This is a genomic window from Streptomyces sp. ADMS (genome assembly GCF_033441795.1).
Classification (GTDB): domain Bacteria; phylum Actinomycetota; class Actinomycetes; order Streptomycetales; family Streptomycetaceae; genus Streptomyces.
In genome coordinates this window covers 1-18,367 of sequence record NZ_JAVFVX010000039.1, presented here as the reverse complement: position 1 = coordinate 18,367, position 18,367 = coordinate 1, and the positions used below count along the sequence as shown (strand labels likewise).

Annotated in this window: 15 protein-coding genes and 2 pseudogenes; 9 read left to right on the top strand and 8 right to left on the bottom strand. The window is 71.3% G+C overall.

What is annotated here, in order from left to right:
• Window positions 1-10: 10 nt before the first annotated feature.
• The 4 genes from RB628_RS18645 to RB628_RS18630 are packed head-to-tail and all read right to left on the bottom strand — an operon-like array spanning window position 11 to window position 3,400.
• Window positions 11-511 (bottom strand): flavin reductase family protein, encoded by a 501-nt coding sequence (locus RB628_RS18645; protein ID WP_318321601.1) that lies wholly within the window; start codon window positions 509-511, stop codon window positions 11-13.
• Entirely contained in the window at window positions 508-1,008 is a 501-nt protein-coding gene (locus tag RB628_RS18640; protein ID WP_318321600.1) for an NAD(P)H-dependent oxidoreductase, read from the bottom strand. Before RB628_RS18640 ends, RB628_RS18645 begins: the two co-directional genes overlap by 4 nt.
• Complete coding sequence (locus RB628_RS18635) at window positions 1,008-2,957, bottom strand: LLM class flavin-dependent oxidoreductase (protein WP_318321638.1); 1,950 nt, start codon at window positions 2,955-2,957, stop codon at window positions 1,008-1,010. Before RB628_RS18635 ends, RB628_RS18640 begins: the two co-directional genes overlap by 1 nt.
• Window positions 2,958-2,962: 5 nt before the next feature.
• Window positions 2,963-3,400 (bottom strand): isochorismatase family cysteine hydrolase, encoded by a 438-nt coding sequence (locus RB628_RS18630; RefSeq protein WP_318321599.1) that lies wholly within the window; start codon window positions 3,398-3,400, stop codon window positions 2,963-2,965.
• Window positions 3,401-3,470: 70 nt separating this feature from the next.
• On the opposite strand from RB628_RS18630, the gene RB628_RS18625 reads away from it, so the two are divergent.
• Window positions 3,471-3,620, top strand: a complete 150-nt coding sequence (locus tag RB628_RS18625; protein WP_318321598.1) for a hypothetical protein — start codon at window positions 3,471-3,473, stop codon at window positions 3,618-3,620.
• A gap of 2 nt (window positions 3,621-3,622) precedes the next feature.
• On the opposite strand, the gene RB628_RS18620 is transcribed toward RB628_RS18625, so the two are convergent.
• The gene (locus RB628_RS18620; RefSeq protein WP_318321597.1) at window positions 3,623-4,198 is read right to left on the bottom strand and encodes an LLM class flavin-dependent oxidoreductase; all 576 of its coding nucleotides are present in this window, start codon (window positions 4,196-4,198) and stop codon (window positions 3,623-3,625) included.
• 120 nt (window positions 4,199-4,318) lie between these two features.
• Here RB628_RS18620 and RB628_RS18615 point away from each other — a divergent pair, with 120 nt between their 5' ends.
• The 4 genes from RB628_RS18615 (at window position 4,319) to RB628_RS18600 (ending at window position 6,218) form a co-directional block, all read left to right on the top strand.
• The gene (locus RB628_RS18615; RefSeq protein WP_318321643.1) at window positions 4,319-4,456 is read left to right on the top strand and encodes a hypothetical protein; all 138 of its coding nucleotides are present in this window, start codon (window positions 4,319-4,321) and stop codon (window positions 4,454-4,456) included.
• Window positions 4,402-4,920: an ATP-binding protein gene (locus RB628_RS18610; RefSeq protein ID WP_318321596.1), complete on the top strand. Its 519-nt coding sequence runs from the start codon at window positions 4,402-4,404 to the stop codon at window positions 4,918-4,920. Before RB628_RS18615 ends, RB628_RS18610 begins: the two co-directional genes overlap by 55 nt.
• Before the next feature lie 224 nt (window positions 4,921-5,144).
• Entirely contained in the window at window positions 5,145-5,351 is a 207-nt protein-coding gene (locus tag RB628_RS18605; protein WP_318321595.1) for a hypothetical protein, read from the top strand.
• A 588-nt stretch (window positions 5,352-5,939) separates the two neighbouring features.
• Window positions 5,940-6,218 (top strand): GlsB/YeaQ/YmgE family stress response membrane protein, encoded by a 279-nt coding sequence (locus RB628_RS18600; RefSeq protein ID WP_318321594.1) that lies wholly within the window; start codon window positions 5,940-5,942, stop codon window positions 6,216-6,218.
• A gap of 145 nt (window positions 6,219-6,363) precedes the next feature.
• On the opposite strand, the pseudogene RB628_RS18595 reads toward RB628_RS18600, so the two are convergent.
• Window positions 6,364-6,588: pseudogene (locus RB628_RS18595) on the bottom strand (transposase); the annotation flags it as partial.
• Window positions 6,589-7,081: 493 nt separating this feature from the next.
• On the opposite strand from RB628_RS18595, the gene RB628_RS18590 reads away from it, so the two are divergent.
• From RB628_RS18590 to RB628_RS18575, 4 genes are all read left to right on the top strand, one after another.
• Entirely contained in the window at window positions 7,082-8,215 is a 1,134-nt protein-coding gene (locus RB628_RS18590) for a hypothetical protein (RefSeq protein ID WP_318321593.1), read from the top strand.
• Window positions 8,216-8,661: 446 nt separating this feature from the next.
• Complete coding sequence (locus tag RB628_RS18585; protein WP_318321592.1) at window positions 8,662-11,898, top strand: ABC transporter permease; 3,237 nt, start codon at window positions 8,662-8,664, stop codon at window positions 11,896-11,898.
• On the top strand, window positions 11,895-14,669 hold the full coding sequence (locus tag RB628_RS18580) for an FtsX-like permease family protein (protein ID WP_318321591.1): 2,775 nt from the start codon (window positions 11,895-11,897) through the stop codon (window positions 14,667-14,669). Before RB628_RS18585 ends, RB628_RS18580 begins: the two co-directional genes overlap by 4 nt.
• A 73-nt stretch (window positions 14,670-14,742) precedes the next feature.
• Complete coding sequence (locus RB628_RS18575) at window positions 14,743-15,714, top strand: ABC transporter ATP-binding protein (protein WP_318321590.1); 972 nt, start codon at window positions 14,743-14,745, stop codon at window positions 15,712-15,714.
• Between the two features lie 298 nt (window positions 15,715-16,012).
• On the opposite strand, the gene RB628_RS18570 is transcribed toward RB628_RS18575, so the two are convergent.
• Both RB628_RS18570 and RB628_RS18565 read right to left on the bottom strand, forming a co-directional pair.
• Complete coding sequence (locus RB628_RS18570; protein ID WP_318321589.1) at window positions 16,013-16,705, bottom strand: ABC transporter ATP-binding protein; 693 nt, start codon at window positions 16,703-16,705, stop codon at window positions 16,013-16,015.
• A 580-nt stretch (window positions 16,706-17,285) separates the two neighbouring features.
• Window positions 17,286-18,220: pseudogene (locus RB628_RS18565) on the bottom strand (LysR family transcriptional regulator).
• Between the last annotated feature and the right edge of the window lie 147 nt (window positions 18,221-18,367).

The window sequence follows — 18,367 nt, the reverse complement described above, 5'->3', positions numbered from 1 at the left end:
GGCACGAGTCTCAGCTGTCCAGCATCTTCAGCGCCTGTCGGTGCCAGACGAGCGGATTGTGGTCGTCGTCCGTCAGCATGGTGAGCACGCGCAGCACGATGATGTCGGGGTCGCCGGCCGGATAGCGGTGCTCGATGGTGCACTCCAGCCAGACCGGCGCGCCCTGAAGGAAGATCGCGCCGGATTCCGCCTGGACCGTTTCGACCCCGGCGAACCGGCCCTCCTTGCTGGGGGCCGCGAGTTGCCGGGTCTTGTCGCTGTGCTCCTCTCCGAGGACGGAGACCCCGATCGTGTGCGCGCGGGACAGCACCGGCCAGGTCGTCGACGTGTGCTGCACGGCGAAGGAGACCATGGGCGGGTTGAGCGAGACTCCGACGGTGAACGACGAAACGATGATGACGGTGGGTTCGCCGTGGACGCGTGCCGAAACGGCCGCGACTCCGGAGGGGAATCCGGCGAACGCTCTCTTGACCTCGGCGTGATCCGAGGTGAAACCCTTCAGCGCGGTCAACGGTCTGCTCCCGTCCTGGCGGCGTCGAGCACGATCGGACCCCACTGTGCGGCCCAGCGGGCGAGTGAGTCATCCGTCCTGTAGGTGGAGTCGAGCTGGTAGAAGCCCTGTGCGGGACATGTCGCACCGAGTTCCACGAGCACGGGTTTGAGGGTGAGTTCGGGGGCGAGCGCGTGCGCCGGTCCGGCACCGAGCATGAGGGGCAGCGCGACCTGGCCGGCGAGACCGGTCGCCGTGGGGAACTGGTCGAGGAACAGCTTGAGCAGGCCGGTGTAGGTCCCCTTGTAGGTGGGGGATGCCGCGATCACGATGTCGGCGGACTGGACCTGCTGCACGGCCGCGGTGATGTCCGGGTCGCCCCAGCTGAGCAGGGCCGCCCCGAGGGAGGTGATTTCGATGACCTCGCAGTCGAGCCCGAGGGCTGCGGCGAGGCGTTCGGCGGCGTCGCGGGTGCGCGAGCCGGCCTTCGGGTTTCCGACGACGGCGATGGCCTTCATCAGGCGACTCCTGTGGGTAGATGGGGCGTGGCGGCGGACGCCGCGGGAGGTTCGGCTCCGGGACGGTCGACTCGCAGGAGGACGGATGCGAGAAGACAGAGCAGTCCTACTGCGGCGAGGCCGCCGAGGGTGGCCGCGTAGCCGGTTCCGGCCAGGAGAACGGCACAGACCGCGCTGCCCAGCACCGCGCCGAGTTGTTTGACGGCGTTGAAGGTTCCCGACGCCGCCCCGGCCTCGTCCGGAGCGACCGCGGTCATCGCCGCGATCGACAGAGGTGACCACACGAACGAATTGGCCACCCCGTACACCGCGAAGACGGTGGTCAGAGCGGGGACCGGTGCGTTGGCCGCGACGAGCAGCGCCGACGCTCCGATGGACAGGACGAGCGCGGACGAGCCGGTCACGGCGACCGCGCGCGAGCCGATTCCGTTGTTGAGCCGGGCCGAGACCGGTGCGCCGAGCAGGCACACCACGCCCATCGGCACGAGGGTGAGAGCCGCCGTGCCGGGAGTCAGCCCGCGCTCCCGCTGGAGGTAGAGCATCAGGGGGATCATCGCCGAGCCGGAGCAGAAGGCCGCTGCGGCGGCGCCCCAGGCGGCGGTGACGAACCCGCGGTTGTACAGCAGGGCGACCGGCACGAGCGCGCGCTGCCCGTCGCGCCGCTGCAGCCAGACCACGGCCATGACGACCAGCGCTCCGACGCCGGCGAGCAGCCAGCGTGGCAGGCCCAGCACGTGGGCGCTCTCGGCATCCGTGCCCTGGATGCCGAGCGCGAGGGCGCCGACGCCGGTCGCGTTCGCGCAGATGGCCCACACCGGGATGCGAGCTTTGTGACGGGGGAGGGAGGGCACGAACGCGAGCACGGCGGCCATCGTGACGATACCGACCGGGACGTTGACCCAGAAAAACCGCGGCTCATCGTGTGGTCCTCGCCGAACTCCCCGACGAGTGAGCCGATGAGACCGGCCGGGCTCGCGTTTGGCCGCGACGATCTCGTCGCGCAGCTCGGCCAGCCGGAAGGACTTAGGCAGCGTCGAGAAGTCGTAACCGGCGTTGTGCGACAGGTAGGTGGCGACGGCTTCCTCGTGCCAGAAGTCGTGCACCGAGTCCCGCTGTGCCCGTGCCTCGGCCGTCGTACCACCGACGATCACCTGCGTGGCCCAGAGGATGCCCACGTGCGCGGCGTCCCGTCCCTCGGCGAGGAGTGCCTCGTCGAGCAGTTCGCGGTGGCGCTGCTGGGCCGTGAGATCGCCGCAGAAGCCGAAGACGAGATCGGCGAGCCGTGCCGAAGCGGTGATGCCTCGCGGCGAGTTGCCGGCCTGGACGACGAGCGGGTGGTGCTGCGGACCTGGTACGGACGCCAGCGGGCCCTTGACGGTGAAGAACCGTCCCCGGTGGTCGATCGGGTGCACCTTCGCGGGGTCGGCGAACCGGCCTGTGCTCCGGTCGCGCACGATGGCGTCGGGTGTCACCGAGTCCCACAGCGCCCGGCCGACCTTGACGAACTCCTCCATCAGCTCGTTGAACCCGTAGTTCGCCGCGTCCGCACCGCGCGTCGAGGCGACCACGTTGAAGGCGATGCGTCCGCTCGTCATGTGGTCGAGCGAGTTCAGCAGCCGGGCGACGTAGAAGGGGTGCATGAACGTCGAGGAGTAGGTCAGCCCGAAACCGATCCTCTCGGTCACGGTGGACATCGCCGCGATGACCGGTGACATGTCGTGACGCGGCCATTGGACACCCCACTCCACGGCCGGTTCGATGGTTCCCCGCCAGGTGCTGGGGATGCCGCTTCCGTCGCCGAAGAACAGCAGGCCCACGCCTGCGCGCTCGGCCGTCCGGGCCAGATCCATGTACATGCGTACGTCAGGGAAGTCGTGCCTGACCCAGGAGCACGGCCGGGCCCACGCACCCTCGGTGTGGGTGAAGGAGAGGTCGTAGCCGATGTGCATGCCGGTCACCGCGCTGCCTTCTTCCACATCTCCATGACCTCGTCGGCGTCGCTGAGCACGGCCACGTTGAGTCCCAGCTGGACGAGGGCGGCGGCGTTGACGCCGAGGTCGTAGGCGGCCGTGGCATCCCGGGGGACGACGACGGGCCAGTCGAGTTGCATGGCGTCCTGGGCGGTCGCGTGGACGCAGCACTCGCTCGTCAGGCCCGCGACGCCGAGCCAGTCGCAGCCGGCTTCGTGGAGCCGCGCGGCGAGACCGGTGCCGAGGAAGCCGCTGTAACCGCGCTTGACGACGCGCGGTTCGTCTTCGGCGGGCCGCACCCGGTACCACTCGGCCCCGGGTGTATCGGGGACGCACGGTTCGGCCGACCCCATGGGGACGTCGTAGTCGCCGCCGCGCAGCCAGTTGCCGGCCCGCCACGGACGGGCGGGGTCGCTGCCCAACTCGACCCAGAGGGACTGGCACTTCGGCCGCGCGTGCTACGTCGACGAGGTCGCCGACGCGGCTCACCGCGTGATCGAGCGCCGCCAGTGCGGCATCGGTCAGCCCGTATTCCGCCAGGCGTTCGGGGTCGGCGAAGTCGCGCTGCACGTCGACCACGACCAGCGCGGGCCTGCTGCCGGGTCGGGTGAGGTGGGCGAGTTGAGTGTCGCGCAGGGCTGACATCAGGCAGCCACCTCGTCGCGGGCGCGCAGTACGGTCTCGCCGAACAGCAGCATGTCCTCGTCGTACTCGGGGCAGATCAGCATGAGTCCGTCGAGGTCGGCTTCGCGCACGATGTACTCGATGTGGTCGGTGACCGTCCGCGCCGATCCGGCGACGTACGGGGTCTGGAAGGCGGCCTCGCCGTCGGCGCCGTCCGCCCACGCGCGGGCCTGGTCCTCGGGTATGCCCCAGGTGCGGCGCATGTGGGCGAGCGCCTCGCGGTCGAGGCCCGCGCCCCACTCCTTCACCTTCTCGGCGGCCAGCTCGTCGGTTTCGTCCTGGACGACGGTGAGCATCGAGTAGGTCCTGCAGACGCGGCCGTGGGCCTTCGCCCGGTCGTGGACGTCCGCCGAGAGCATCCGCATCTCGTCGAGGCTCTCGGCGGAGAGGAAGGCGCCGTCGGCGTACCTGGCCTGGAAGCGCCGGGCGTCTTCCGACCTGCCGGCGTTGATGAGGGTCGGGCGGGTGGCCGGATGCGGCCGGGACTCGCAGTCGACGAGGTCGAGCCCATGACCTGAACCGCGCCGTTGGCGCACCTTGCCAGGCCCCTTTCCCCGGCGGCCATCGCCAGTTTGGAGTCACCCACCGCCGAGCGCCCCGCCATCGCGGGCCACCGGAGACAGAGACGTGAGGGCGGGTCAGTTGCGCGCGCTGTCGTGCCAGTGGAGGACGCGGCGCTCCACCAGCGTCACGACGAGCAGCAGCAGTACGCCCAGGACCGGGGGAGTGAGGGCGACAGGTGGGATCCCATGCCGACGGTGACGGCTGTACCCGGCCGGACGATGAGCATCTGATGCGCGCCGGCTACGCCCTGGACGGAGACGACGGCTGTATCGCCGACGCCCGCCACCACGCCGTCGCCTTACTGGACGAGGCCCGCACGGACCATCACCTGCCGGTATCCGAACGCGCGAGGGACCTCACCCAGCTCGTGGTCAGTGAGCTGGTCACCAACGCCCTCAAGTACGCCCCCGGCCCCGTCCTGATGGAACTGCGCATCGACGCCCACGCCGTGGACGTCGTCGTGTGGGACAGCGACCCCAGCGTGCCCGCTGCCCTGGCCGCCGATCCCGACAGGATCGGCCAGCACGGACTGGAGATCGTCAAGGCCGTCACCGAGGACCTCTTCACCGAGCAGGAACCGGTCGGCAAACGCGTCACGGCCCGCATCGCCCTGTCCGACGCACCCAGCAGCGACACTGTCCGCCGCTGCACTGAAGAGTCCTGTGGCACAGCGGTTCGTCGGGACCAGGCATGACACGTATGACACGGTGTCCGACCTGCGCGTCCGACCCGCCCCGAAGGATGGGGCCATCCCGTTCACAGCCTGGCACCGCTCCAGGGAGTTTTCGCCGGAACCTCGTAGAGGGTGCGTATCGGGGTACCTGCGTCGGCATGGCACCGCAATCTGATCACGCTGAGCCCGTACGAGCCCTGCGACAACTGCGCCGAATCCGCCTTTTTTACGCCGGAGGTTCCCTCTTGTGGGCAGTGTCGGCCGCACTGGTGGGACGGGACGACCCCGGAAGCCGGCAGATGTGGGTGTCGGTGGTCTTCCTGGTGGTCTTCACCGGTCTGTTGTCCGTGACGTCCCTGTGGCTCTGGCGTCAGCAGGCCGGCCGCGTGGGTCGCCCCGTGCACCACGCCGCTCCGCGGAGGATGGTCCGGCGTCGTCAGGCCAACGCCTGAGAGTGCGGGAACCCAAGTCGCTTCGGGCGGCTTCCCACGCCTTCCGGACCACCGGGACGACGCCATCGTCAGCGATGACGGCCAGTTCGGGGCTCGCACGGGAACCAGCCGCCTTGGGCTGCGGTCACCGCGGCGGTCACGGCGGGGGGAGAAGGAGCCGGCCAACGTGTACCCGAGGACGGTCGACACCGTGCTGCCAGTGGCGATCGCCGTCCCACCAAACGGAGAGATGCCCCGCACTCCGGCAGTGAGCGTCGTTGCACCCGTGCCCGACGAACCGTCCGGGCCGGCGCTCCGCGCGCCGTGGGAGCTGAGGGCGGGCGAGGGGGCGGGAAGCCCTGCGGCCGACCGTTGCCAGGAGTCCGGCTCGTCAGGTGGCGAAAACCGGTTCGATCAACGCCCATCGGGCATCGGACACGTCACCGCGACAAGGGCGCCGAGGAGACGCGCGCCCTGCAACGAGCCGGCTACGCACCGGCCGCACGGGTCGGGCGAACCGCCCTCGTGCCTAAATCAAAAGAACACGTTTGTTCGGCAGAAATTGGTGCAGACGATGAGCTGACACATTCTTTATTGAGGGAGGAAATGATGGGCATTATCGCGTGGATCATCATCGGCCTGCTGGCCGGCGTCATCGCCAAGGCCCTGATGCCGGGCAAGGACCCCGGCGGCATCATCATCACCATGCTCATCGGCATCGCCGGCGGTCTGCTCGGCGGCTGGCTCGGCAAGGTGATCTTCGGGGTCGACTCCATCGACGGGTTCTTCGACCTCTCGACCTGGATCGCCGCGATCGCCGGCTCCTTCATCCTGCTCGCCCTTTACCGCCTCGTCACCGGTAACCGGCATTCGCGCCGTCACGCCTGACCCGCTGAGGGCAATATGCGCGCGACACACTGGACGGCTCCCCCCTGTTAGCAGGACGGGAGCCGTCAGTCTGTCAGGGAGCAACAAGCCATACGGGCTTGGCGATGTCGGGTTGCCGCGCGAGGCGTCTGCAAAAACAGTTGCACGCGGAGATGATCGAGCAAAGCGGGCCCGGGAGGGGGGTGCGCTGCTCCTTGCCCCGGCCGTAGGTGTGACACAGGATCCGCCGCGGTGAGGTGTGGGCCTCGGGCCGCGGCCGGCAGGTGACGTCGACGGCCAGGACCGGTCGGCCGCCGGCAGCCCGCGTCAGCGGGCACTTCACCAGTGCCCGCCGCAGCCGGCCGGTGTCAACGCATCCACGGGCCACTGCGCGGGAACCACTGATGCCCAGACTGTCGGCGCGGACACCCATGCCGCCTGGAGAGGCCCATGCTTCCGACCGCGTACCGCCGGAGAATTCCGAGGCCGCGATGACCACCGCCCCTCCCGACGACCCCGCCGCCCCGGTCGGACGGCGCTGCGACAGTGAGCCCCGCAAAAAGACCCGCAACGACGAGCCGCGCAACGAGCCCTGGAGAGAGCCACCGAGAGGCGACTGCCGTCCGCACGCCGCCGTGTTCGGCCCCGGCCGGTCTCTGCCGCCCAGCCGGGTTTCGCTGACGGGGAGTTGACCGTCATGGCGGTTCCGGGCCGAGTGCGCCTTGAGGCGGAGAGGGAATACGGTCCCAGGCCACTGCCCGTGCTCCGCGCTGCTGCTGGCACAACCATCCGGCGGGGCGAACGGTCTCAGGAGTGAGCAGGCGATTACGGGGGGCGAACGTGCAGGACCCACGCACCACGCCCGCAGACAACGGGGAGCAGTCATGAAGACAGGCATGTACCTCAAGATCGCGATCATCACGGCGCTCACGGCGGCCGGCGTGACCGTCACCCCAGCCGCAGTCTCAGCGGCGGACGGTGCGCCTTCCGCCGCGTCGGCCCCGGGCCAGGCCCCGGCCTGGCGCACCTCTCTGGCGGGGACGCTCACGGACAACTCCGCGCTCTTCGACATCGCGTCGGTCGGTCCGAACGCCGCCTGGGCGGTGGGAGCCCAGTACGTCGATGGCATCAGCCACCGCGTCATCCTGCGCTGGAACGGCAGGACCTGGCAGCAGCAGTCCACCCCCGCCGTGCCGGAGACCGGCGTGTGGCACGCCGTGGACGGGGCGTCTGCGCACGACGTCTGGGCGTACGGCTGGGACCAGGTAGGCGAGACCCTGGGCCATTACGACGGCAGGCGGTGGACGCAGGTGCCACTGCCTGAGGAGAAGGGGTACGGCTTCGCGAAGCTCGCCGCCGTCCCCGGCAGAACCTGGCTGGTGAGCGACACCGCGATCAACTCCTACGCCCACGGCGTCTGGCAGAGCACACCCCTCCCCAAGGGCGTCTTCATCAGTGCCATCGAAGCGCGGACCGCCCACGATGCCTGGGCGGTCGGGCAGTTCGCGTATGCCGGCCAGCCGGGCCGATCCGTGCTCCTGCACTGGGACGGCCGTTCGTGGACCGAGACCGCGCCGGCCGGCAGCGATCTCACGATCACGGCCGTGTACCAGGAGTCCGCCCGCAGTGCCTGGGTCACAGCTCTCACCCCGTACGTCGAGGACGAACAGCAGCAGACCAAGGTGCTGCACTGGAACGGCCGCACCTGGCGCGACGTCACCGGGCCGGTCGAGGGGCTGTGGGCCAGTGCCGTCACCGGCGACGGCAAGGGCACCGTCTGGGTCTCGGGTGACCGCTACGGCTACGAGGGCACCGCCCTCTACTGGCGCCTGCGGAACGGCATCTGGACCTCCGTAGAGGGTGACGCCGTCCCCGGCGGCCAAACCCAGGCGTACGACATCGAGGCCCTCGCGCCCACCGGCCGCACCGGACAGTTCTGGTCCGTCGGCTCCTATGGACTGATCACAGGAGAGTCCACCTCCGCCCAGTACGAGCTGATCCAGCGTTCGACTCGCTGAACCCGCCCCTGACGCGGGGGTGACGGGAGTCGGCGAAGTGACCTCGGCCGCGTCACTGGTGGCTTCGAACGAGTCTGTCGGCGGCGTCTTCCATTCCCGGTCCCCGGATCAGGGGCCGGTGAGGACGCCGTGGGTGCCGATGCGCATCCACACGATGTGCCGGACCCCGCGGACCCGTTCGGGGCCGTACCGCCATGTCGCGTGTCCGTCAGGTGTCCAGTGGAGCTCAACGGACTCCGGCCCCGCGCCGTTCCGGGCTGGCCATCTGTACCGGGCCTGTCCGGACGGACACAACCATCAAGACCCGCCGGCATCCGATCACAAGGCGACCAAAGTCAGTCCTACAATTCCCTCTTGCACCTGCACGGTGCCGACGCCGCATCGCGTTCCGGTCCGTGTGGTTGGAATCGGGGGGCTTGGTGGGGGAACGAGGGGTGCCGGCGGGCGTGTTGCGGTTCATTGCGCTGCGGGCGTGGGTGTACCGCGCGCTTCTCGGTGCCGCACTGCTGACCGTGCTGCTGACGACGACCGTGCTGGCCGCGCTCACCGCCTACTCGGGCGCGATAGGCGATGCGGCGTTGCGGCGGTCGCTCGTCGAGCAGAGCACCGCTGCCGAGGCCGCTTTGGTGGTCAAGGGCCACGTGCCGGCCGACGAGCGGCAGGCGGCCGACGAAACCGTGCGGGCGGGGGCCCGCACCATCTTCGCCGGGCTGCCCGTGCGGGTGCGGACCCTGCTGCGTTCCGGCCCCTACGCCCTGCCGCTCGCGCTGCGGCCGGCCTCCACGCGGGACGGGAACCCGGACCTCACGCACTTCGCGGCCCTGGATCGCACTCAGGTGCGGACCGTCGCAGGGCGGCTCCCCCGTGAGGCGGTGACCGGAGGGTCCATCGAGGCCGCACTGCCGCAGACCGCCGCCCAGCAGCTCGGGGTGGCCCCCGGCGCCCGGCTGACCGTCACCGACCGGTTGCACGGCCCGGCGGTGCGGGTGCTGATCACCGGCGTGTACCGGCCGGTGGACGTCCGGGCACCCTACTGGCGGTTGGACGACCTGGGCGGTCGCGGCGTGCAGGCGTCGAGTTTCACGACGTACGGTCCCCTGCTCACCGCTGCGGGCGTGCCGGCGTCGGGGCGGGTGAGCGTCGGCGCGTCGGGCTGGCTGGCGTCGGCCGACTACTCCTCGCTGACGACGGAGCGGATCGACGCGCTGCGCGAGGCTGCCGTCTCGGGGAACGCGGAGCTGCGCGAGCGGCCCGCGCTCAGCGGTGCGACCGTAGCGGCCACCGCGTTGCCCGAGGTGCTGGACCGCATCGAACGCTCCCTGCTCGTCACGCGTTCCAGCATGCTGATCGTCGCTGGACAGCTCGGACTGCTCGCCGCCTGTGCCCTGTTGCTCGTCGCGCGGTTGCTCAGCTCCGAGCGCATGGCAGAGACCCGGTTGCTGCGTGCGCGCGGTGCGACCCGGGCACGGCTGGCGGGCCTGGCCGCGCTGGAGGCCTTGCTGATCTCCGGGCCGGCGGTGGTCGTGGCGCCGCTGTTGTCGGGGCCGTTGACGCGGCTGCTGGTCGGGCAGGGTGCGCTGGGCCGGACCGGGGTGCGCGTCGACGTTCCGGTCTGGGGCCGGCCCGAGGTGTGGTCGGTCGCCGCGGGCGTGGCTGCGATGTGTGCGCTGGCGGTGGCCGTCCCCGCGTGGCGGGCGTCCTTCACGGGCACCGCAGCGGTGCGGGCGGGGGCGCTGCCCGCACCGCTGCGCGCCGGGGCGGATGTCGGGTTGCTGGCCGTGGCCGGTGTCGCTTTCTGGCTGCTCGGAAGCCAGCGCACCGGTGCTGTCACCACCGACCGCGCGGGGGTCCTCGGCGTCGACCCGCTGCTGGTGGCGGCGCCCGCTCTGGTGCTGCTCGCCCAAACGGTTCTGGTGCTGCGGCTGCTGCCCTTGCTTGCGCGTGTCGGCGAGCGGCTGCTGGCCCGCGGGCACGGGCTCACCGTGGCCATGGTCGGCTGGCAGTTCAGTCGCCGGCCGATGCGGGGGGCGGGTCCGGTGCTCCTCCTGGTCATCTCCGTGGCGCTGGGCGTGATCGCGATCGGGCAGGGTGCGTCCTGGCAGCGTTCCCAGGCCGATCAGGCCGACTTCCGCGCGGGTGCCGAGGTGCGCGTCCTGACCTCCGGGAGCGGCCGTGTGGGCCGTACAGACGTCTACGCGGACCTCCCGCACGTTGATGCGGTCGCCCCCGCGGTCCGTGCCACCGTGCCGCTCTCCGGCAGCCGCACCGCGACCGTTGTGGCCCTGAACACGGCGGAGGCGGCCGGGGCGGTACTGGCGCGGCGCGACCTGACGGACGGTCCGCTGCTCGCCGGGCTCGTGCCGCGCGGAGCACCCGCGGGCATCGACGTACCGGAGGGCACGGCCCGGCTCACGCTGACCGCTGCCCTGCACAGCACCACGCCGGGGCCGGGCGCGGACGTCACGCTCACGGTGCGGGACCGTCACGGAACCTCCTACGAGATACCGTTCGGCCGCCTCGCCGCCGACGGACGCCCGCACCCGCTGACCCCGGATCTGAACGGCGCCCAGGGCCCGTTGGCGCTGACCGGGCTCACACTGAGTACGCCGCAGCCGAGCGGCCGTGCCCACCGGCACCGCCTGGTCCTCGGCGCGCTCACGGCGACAGCGGGCGACGGTGACGTCCGGCAGCTGACCCTGCCGACGAGGTGGGCGACCGCGGTCGAGGCCGGTTCGGTCACCGTCGCCCCCGACGACAGCGCCCGGCCGACTCGCCCCCGGATCACGTCGACGGCACCCGTCACCCTGACGTACAGCACCGGATACCTGCCGTCGGACATCCCGCCGGGCGCCGCGCCGCTGGAGGTCCGGCTGAAGGTCGCCCAGCCCGCGGCGCCCGAGATCGTCGCGGTCGCCACCCACCGGTTCCTCACCGTGTCCGGTGCGCGCGAAGGCCAGCGCGTGGAGGTGACGTTCGACGGCCGTTCCGTGCCCGTACGCATCGTGCGCACCGCGAGCGCCCTGCCCACGACGGAAACCACCGCGCAGGACGGCGGGGCCCTGCTGGTCGATCTCCGGACCGTCAACCGGGTGCTGCAGGCCCGCTACGGAACCAGTCTCACGCCCACCGAGTGGTGGTTGCGCACGGCCGCGCCCGGTGCCGCGGCAGCTGCCGTGCGGAACCTGCCCGACGTCGATCCGGAGCAGGTGGTGGTGCGCGACGAGATAGCGGCCCAGCTCCGGGACGACCCGTTCGGGGCGGCACCGGAAGCAGCGCTGGTCGCGGCCGCCGCGGTGACGGTGCTCTTCGCCTCGCTCGGCTTCGCGGTGAGCGCGGCCGGGGCGATGCGCGTCCGGGACGGCGAGTTCGCCGTGCTGCGCGCCCTGGGAACACCGCGCCGTCGGCTGGCCCGGCTGGTCGCCGTGGAGCACGGCGTGCTGGTGGCGCTGGCGCTGCTGGTCGGCACGGCCCTGGGCACGGTGCTGACGTACGCGCTGGTTCCCCTCGTCGTGCTGACCGGGCAGGCCACCCGGCCGCTCCCGCCGGTGCTGGTCGAACTCCCGCTCCTGCGTCTGGCCGCCCTGCTGGCGGCCCTCGCAGCGGGCCCCGCCCTCGTGACCGTGGCCCTCGCACTTCGGCGAGCGAAACCCGTAACGACTCTCAGGGACGAGGTGACGCAGTGACCGCGCAGCCGGTGCCCCCGCAGAGCGGGGGGACGAGGGCGGTGCCGCCGCACGTACGAGCCGGGGTGCGGGCCCGGCTGAGGGCTTTCGCCGGCACGTCCGCGGCCCTCGCGCTGCTGGTGGCCGTGACCGCCGCGCTGGCTGCCGCGTACCCGCGTGCCGTCGACCGGTACGGGGACGCGGGTCTGCGCCGGGCGGTCGAGCAGGCCTTTCCCGACCGGACGACCGTGCAGGTGGACGCCCCGCCACCCTGGACGGACACGATCAAGGAGGTGGAGGCTGCCCTGCGCACCGGTCCGCTGGCCGCGGCGAGGGCCGAGGTTCTCGCCACCACGAGGGCGCCGCTGGTTCCCGACCTCGCGCAGTCGTCGTACGGCGTGCGCACGACCGTCGGCCTGGTGGCGTCCGACCCCTGGCTTCCGCAACCCGCCGGCATGCCCGCCCAACTGCTGCTCGCCGCTCAGCAGGACCTGGCCTCCCATGCCCGGCTCAGCGCGGGCCGGTTGCCGCGCACCACGGGCGAACCGGTGACCGCGGCGACCGCGCAGGTCGAGGCCGCCGTCACCGCGGACACCGCCCGCACGCTCCACATCCGGGTGGGCTCCGTGATCCACCTACCGAACTCGGTACGCGCCCCGCTCGCCGTCCGGGTCACCGGGATCGTCGTCCCGCGCACCCCCTCGGGCGCCTACTGGTCGGCACTGCCGGTGCTGCGCACCCCCGCGCTGAGCCGCCTGCCCGGCAGCGCGCTGACGGAGGTCTACTGGCTCGGCGCCCTGCTCCTTGCCCCCGATGCCGGCCCGGTCCTCCTGGGCACCCCCGGCCGCCCACTCCGGTACTGGCAGGTGGCCCCCGACGCCGCCACCCTGCGCGGCCAAGATCTCGACCGGCTGGCGTCCGCCGTCGCCGCCTTTGAGTCGGGCCCGGGAGTGCAGCGCCTGCGGGCGGTCGTCGACCCGCGCCTGGAGGCCCAGACGAATCTCGACGGGGTCCTCGCAGACCATGCCGGACTACGGTCGGGGATCGAACCGCTGCTTCTCCTCGCCGCCGTCGGGACCGGCAGCCTCGCCGTGATCGTCCTGGCCATGGCCGGCGGCGTGGCAGCCGATCGCCGACGCACGGAGCTGGCTCTGCTGCGTGCCCGCGGTGCCTCACTGCCCGGCCTCGCCCTTCGGCTGCTGGCGGAGACTGCGTTGGTGGCCGTGCCGGCCGGCGCCCTCGGACTGGCCGCCGCCCTGCTCGTCCTGCCCGGTGCCCGCAGCGCGCCCGCCGTCGCCGCCGCCCTCGCCGTCACCCTGCTCGCCTGCGTCGCGCTCCCACTGCGCGGCGTGGTGGCGCACCGCACGGTACGGATGCACGACGGCCGGGAGGGCCTGGCTGCCGCCCGGCCGTCGCGGCGCCGTACGGTGGCCGAACTGACCGTGCTGGTCATCGCGTCGGGGGCGGTCGCCGCACTGCGCCGACAGGGATCCGGCAGCACCGCTCTGGTGGCCGCCGCCCCGCTGCTGACGGGCGTGGTCGCGGCTCTGCTGCTGGCACGCCTCCACCCCCTGCCGCTGCGTGCGCTGAGCAAGGCGACCACGAGAATGCGCGGCCCGGTGATTCCGCTGTCGCTGGCCCAGGTGGCCCGCGCCCCCGGCTTCGCGGTGCTGCCGCTGCTCGCCCTGCTCACGGCCTTCACCACGGCCGCGTTCGGCGGCTCGGTCCTGGCAGGGGTCACAGCAGCCCGCGACCAGGCCGCGCTCTTCGCCGTCGGCGCCGACGGCCGCGTCGAGACCACCACCGGTGAACTGCCTCAAGCCCTGCCCGACCGCGTCCGCCGGCTGCCCGGCGTACGGGACATGACGGAAGCGAGCGTCACCAACGAGGCGAAGCCGCAACAGGGCAGTCAGCCGGTACCGCTGGCCGGTGTGGACCCCGACGCCTATGCGCACCTGTCCCACCACACGGGACTGGGGCCGTTCGACGCGGCGAGCCTCCGGCAGGAGGACGCCGGTACGGCGGACAGCGCCGACCGGCCCCTGCCCGCGCTGGCCTCACCTCGCGTGGCCGAGGAGTACGGCACCGGCCCCTACCCCGTCCTGCTTCCGGACGGCACCTCCGTCACCGTCAGGATCGTCCTGGTCCGGGCACGCACTCCGGCCGTGATCGGTGACGACTTCCTGATCGTGGACCGTGCCGCACTTCCCCGCGGCCCGGCGCGTACGACGACCCTGTTGCTGACCGGTGACGCCCTGAACGGCCGGGCGCTGCGCTCGGCGGCGGAAGGCACAAAGGCAGCCGTCCGGCTGCGCGTCGAGGAACGCGCGCGGCACGTCGACTCACCGCTGCAGTCCGGCGCGGAACGCCTGTACGGTGTCGCGGTCGCCGGGGGCGCCGGATACGCGGTCCTCGCCCTCCTGCTGACCGTGCTGCGCACCGCGCCCGAACGCAGCGCCCTGCTCGCCCGGTTGCGCACGATGGGCATGAGCCGGTCCCAGGGCCGCCGACTGCTGATCCTCACGGCTTTCCCGCAGGCACTGCTGGCCGCGGCGGGGGGTCTGCTGACAGGCTGGGCCGCCATTCACCTGCTGTCGCCCGGCGTCGACCTCACGACCATCGCCCTGGCCTCCTCGTCCGCCATCGAGGGGGCCGCGCTGCGCACCGATCCGCTCTCGCTGGCGCTTCCGGCGCTCACCGTGCTGCTGCTGGCCGTCGGTGTGCCCGCCGGGCAGGCCTGGTGGACCAGCCGACGTGGCTCGGTGCGCGAACTGAGGATGGGTGACGACTAGACAGTGGGCAGAACTTGAGACCAAGCCCCCTCCGGCACCGGCCCGTGTACCTCTGTCCGCCCAGGAGCAGCCGATGACCAGCAGCCCGACCTTCCACGAGCTCACCGACCGTGCCCGCGCCGCGCGCAACGCCGCCGTCTACGGTCACGACGCCCTGATCACCTGCGACCGGCTCGTACGGATCTTCTCCGCCGACGGCGTGGAGGTGCAGGCGCTGCAAGGCCTCGATCTCCTCGTTCGCAAGGGGGAGCTCATGGCTCTGGTCGGCGCCTCAGGCAGCGGCAAGTCCACCCTCATGAACATCCTGGCCGGACTGGACAAACCCACCGCCGGCGTGGCCCGCGTCGCCGGCCACGACCTGGTCACGATGTCCTCCAGGGAACGCCTCGCCTACCGTCGCAGGACCGTCGGCTTCGTCTGGCAGCAGACCTCCCGTAATCTCCTGCCCTATCTCACCGCCGCGCAGAACGTCGCCCTGCCCCTGCAACTGGTCCGCGCACGAGGTCGGCGCCGAACCAGGGCCGATCGCGCCATGGAACTCCTCGACCTGCTGGCCGTCGCCGAATGCCGCGACCGTCGGCCGCATCAGATGTCCGGCGGCCAGCAGCAGCGCGTCGCCCTCGCGGTCGCCCTCGCCAACGATCCCGCGGTCCTGCTCGCCGACGAGCCCACCGGCGAACTCGACTCCCACACCGCCGAACAGGTCTTCGCCGCGTTCCGCACCGCCAACGAGGAGCTGGGGACCACCATCGTGATCGTCACCCACGACCAGTCCGTCGCCGGTGAGGTCCGCCGTACGGTCGCCATCCGGGACGGCCGCACGTCGACGGAAGTCCTGCGCCACAGCGAAGTCGACTCCGCCACCGGCCAGGAGAACCTGGTCGCCCGCGAATACGCCATGCTCGACCGGGCCGGCCGCCTCCAGCTCCCCGCCGAGTACACCCGGGTCCTGGGAATGCGCGACCGCGTCGCCCTGGAACTGGAACCCGACCACATCGCCGTCCGCCCTGACGACACACGGAACGACCGTCACGGCCAGGGCTGAGCCGCGGAACAGCCGGGACTCTGAAGCGAACCAGGCACATCCGGCGGGGGGAAGCGCTGTCTGACGGGCGGAGGGCACCCGGGGCGCCCGGTCGTCCGCTTGCTCCAGCGGCCTTCGAGTGGATACAGGTGGACAGGTTGCAGGAAAGGTGACGTGGCCTCGTCGATGCCGGTGAGCGAGGTCCGGTGCGTGCAGCTGCCAGGCGGAGAAGGCAGTCGACGCGACGGGGGCCCTGCTCGAAGAGCCTGGGGGAGCGCGCGCCGGACCCGCGTCTGCGGTGTGATCCAGACGGCTGGCTTCAAAACCCGGTGATCTCGCCGTCCTTCAGCTCCAGCACACGATCGGCAAGGTCAAGAAGTGTGGTGTCATGGGTGGCCACGAGAGCCGTGATCTGTTCGCTGCGGACGACCGCGCGCAGCAGTTCCATAACGGAGTGCCCGGTTTCCGCGTCCAACTGGCCGGTCGGTTCGTCGGCGATGAGAATCGACGGACTGTTGGCCAGGGCGCGGGCGATGGCGACGCGCTGGCGCTGCCCGCCCGACAACTCGCCAGGGCGCTGCGCGGCATGGTCCGCGAGTCCCACGAGAGACAGCAGCAGTTCGACGCGCTCCCGCCGCTCGCTCGGGTCCGCCCTCCGCAATCGCAGCGGCATGCCCACGTTCTCGGCAGCCGTGAGGATGGGAATGAGCCCGAACGACTGGAAGACGAAGCCGATGCGCTCCCGGCGCAGCGCGAGGAGGGCGTCCTCACCCTGGTCCCGCAGATGCAGCCCGTCGACGGTGACGCGTCCGCTGTCCGGCTCGTCCAGACCACCGACGATGTTGAGCAGGGTGGTCTTGCCCGAGCCCGAACGTCCTTTGAGAGCAACGAGTTCCCCACGAGGGACCTCGAAGGACACGCCACGCAGAGCATGAACGGCGCTGGCACCTCGACCGTACGACTTGTGCACGTCCGCCACCTGCAGCATGGCTGCGGTCACCGCCTGGCCCATCGCGCCCCCGTATGCTCCGCCGATTCCGCAGCGCGCCAGTATCTCACCGGGTACCACAGCCGGCAAAGCACGGTGTGCCACGGCGCTTCCGTGCCCATGCTTCGGACCCTCCAGCGAGTGACGGTGGGTCAAAGGAAGCGATCCTCGGCCTGTTACCCCGCAGGGCTTCCCTGCCCGCCCGACGTAGGCCGCCAACTGGCCTGTTCAGGCAGCAGTATGGCGTAGCGGACGACGCCCCAGGGTTTCCGGGATTTCTCCAGCCGCTTGGTTTCGCACGCCATCCACGCTTCAACCCGCGCCGGGCGGCGTGACATCCGGCTCACAGGAGTGCACAGCAGACTCTCGCCAACTGCAAGAGCTGGTCTCGGCGTACTCGACGCGGCCCGCCGCACGGGCGTCTCTTCGAAGGGCCGGCTCACGCTGGACAGCGTCCCTGCCGCTGACGTCGTGATTGGCCGTGGTGGACAGGGCAAGGCGCCGGCAGCCCGCGGGTGTCGCGCCAGGGCTGCCACTCGTCGGCAGTCACAGGGCAGGCGCGGAGCGCGGCAGCGTCTTCGCCCTCGCGAGGCCCAGCCCATCCTCAACTCGGCGGACTGGAGATAGTCGGCCGACCGGCCTTGACGGCCTCGGCGACCCGGTTTGCCGTCTCGCGCAGCCAGATGTGCGCCGCGTCGTGCGTGTGCACCGGGTGCCACCACAGGGCTTCCTGGAGCGGCACGGCGTCATAGGGCGGTTCCATGACACGAACGGGGACGAGTCCGTCCAGCCGCTCGGCCAGAAGTCCCTGGATGAGGGCCACCCGGCGAGTGCCGGCGACCAGGAGGGGCATCAGTTGGAAGCTGCCGACGGAGACCTCCACGCGCGGCTCGATGCCGAGCATGCCGATCTGGCGGGCGGCGGGTGCGTCGTAGGTGCGCTGGTACGTTACCCACGGCAGTCGGGCCAGGTCGTCGAGGGTGAGGTGTTCGCCGACCTCGGGGTTGTCGTCGGCGACGAGGTAGACCCAGCTGTCCCGGTAGAGCTCGACCGTGGGGAAGCCGCTGTTGATGCCGCACGGCATCAACAGTCCGTCGGCGGTGCTCAGCAGCCCCCGGTGTTGTCGATGATTTCCGTCGGTGCCTGTTTGAACCGGAGTCGGATGCCTGGTGCTTCGGCGTGGATGGCACGGGCGAGTTCGGCGCCGAAGACGGCCACCGCGTAGTCGGAGGCGATCAGAGTGAACTCGTGCTCCTCGTGCGCCGGGTCGAAGTCGGCCTGGCTGGTGAAGACGCGCTCCAGCAGGTCGCAGGCGGTGGCGGTGCGGTCGAGGAGGGCCAGGCCGAGAGCGGTCAGTTCGTAGCGTCCGCCGGCCCGGGAGAGCAGCTCGTCGTCGAAGTGGTGACGCAGCCGTGCCAGGGCGGCGCTCGTGGCGGGCTGGCTGAGCCCGATGCGTCGGCCCGCCCTGGTGACGTTGCGCTCCTCCGGGAGAGCGCGCAGGGCGACGACAAGGTTGAGGTCCAGGCTTGCCAGGTTCACGAAGCGTCCCAGTGCGGAGGCGGAAAACGTACATGTATTTGTTCCCTGGATTCAGATCATCCAGGGAATCGATTTTCTGGATTGGAAGTTGCGGGCCAGATTAGTGGCACCGCAATCGGGAGGACATCTCCGTGACATCCGCAGCCG